The 1875-nt window shown below is 60.1% G+C and carries 1 protein-coding gene and 1 pseudogene; both read left to right on the forward strand.

The window, feature by feature from the left end; genetic code table 11:
- Positions 1-1468: pseudogene (locus tag ACXJ7R_RS31530) on the forward strand (hypothetical protein); the annotation flags it as partial.
- 173 nt (positions 1469-1641) lie between these two features.
- Positions 1642-1875, forward strand: a 234-nt coding sequence (locus ACXJ7R_RS31535; protein WP_457155224.1) for a hypothetical protein, incomplete at its 3' end; no start/stop codon positions are given.

Consider the following 1875-nt stretch of genomic DNA (forward strand, 5'->3'; position numbering starts at 1 on the left):
GAACTACCCTGGCCGCGGCCACCGGGTCAATTTGATGGATCCGGACTATCAGGAGGTCGGTGTCGGCCAGGCCCAGGGCATCTATCAGGGTCTCAACGCGACGATGCTGACCGAAGATTTCGGCCGGCCAGGCGGCAATCACCAGTTTCTCACCGGTGTCGCCTTCAACGATACCGTGACCGCCGACCAGTTCTATTCGATCGGCGAAGGGCGCGCAGGCATAACGGTTTCCGTCAGCAGCGGACCGAACACGGCCAGCGGCAGCGCCGGCGGCTATTCCGAGGAGGTGACGGCCGGTCTCAAGACCATCACGTTTGCCAGCGGCGATCAGGTGACACCGGTGGTTCTCACCGCGACGATCGCTGCCGGCTTCAACGCCAAGATCGATCTGATGGGCCAGTCGACCATCCGCACGTCGGTATCGGTGACAGCGGTGAACGGCATTTCATCTATCGTCGGGCTTGGCACGAATGCCTTGACGCTGACCGGCACCGACGGCACCCAAGCCATATATGGTTCCTCGGGCGGCGACCATTTGGACGGCAAGGCCGGCAATGACACGCTGGATGGCAAGGCAGGTGCCGACAGCATGTATGGCGGGGCCGGCAACGACACCTACTATGTCGACAACGCTGGCGATATCGTCAGTGAAAACACCGCCGGCGCCAACGGCTCGGATATCGTCAATGGCTATATCTCGATCAACCTCAGTGATGGCAACCACTTCACGGGCAACATCGAGAACGTCGCACTGCGCAGTGCCGCCTCGATCAACGCCACCGGCAACAGCCTGGCCAACGCGATGAACGGCAATTCAGGTGTCAACACGCTGAGCGGTCTTGGCGGCAATGATACGTTGGACGGCAAGGAAGGCGCCGACACCATGCAAGGYGGCATCGGCAACGACACCTACTATGTCGACAATGCCGGCGAYCATGTCGTCGAGCTCAACGGCCAGGGCACCGACAATGTCCAGGCCTTCGTCTCGTTCAACCTGTCGGGACAGGAGCTCGAGAACCTGGCACTGCGCAGCGCGGCCTCGATCAACGGCACCGGCAACTCGACCGCCAACATCATCACCGGCAATTCGGGTGCCAATGTCATCAACGGCCTCCTCGGCAACGACACGCTGAGCGGCAGCACCGGCAACGACACCTTTGTCTTCACCACGGCGCTCAATGCATCGACCAACGTCGACCGCATCACCGATTTCTCGGTCGCCGACGACAGCATCCAGGTCGACAACGCCATCTTCACAGCGCTTGGCGGCAGCGGCACGCTGACGGCGGACCAGTTCGTCARGAACACAACCGGCCTTGCCGSCGACGGCAACGACCACATCATCTACGAGACGGATACCGGCTGGCTCTATTATGACAGCAACGGCAGTGCCGCTGGCGGCTCGACCCATTTCGCCACACTGGCCGCCAACCTGGCACTCACCAACGCCGATTTCGTCGTGGTGTAAGGAGATCATGCCGGTCGGCCCGAAGCGGACCTTGCCGCCGCCGCCAAAGTCCATCGCAACAATTCCATCCCGAACCCTCGCTGGCTAACTACAAGTAAGAACGGTCAGTTGTGCTGTTTCAGGAAACCTCGTAAATATAGGTTGGGGTTGTTAATCTTGGGTGGGAGAACGTCATGGCTGTTGTCAGCGGTGGTACGGTTTTTGGACTGAATTTCGATACGCTGCAGGTGGGAGCACTGGTCGACTACGACTTCGAAGACCCGCAGCCTCTCTATGCAAGGTTTTTTGACGACGCGTCGAATTACACACTCTTTCAGGGCTCTGGATTCACTTATAACGCCGGCGTCCCTACGGGTGGGACCGTGACATCCGTCCAGTATGTGGTGGCTGGCAGCACGGTGCTGCAG

The organism is Mesorhizobium sp. P5_C1, assembly GCF_054049815.1.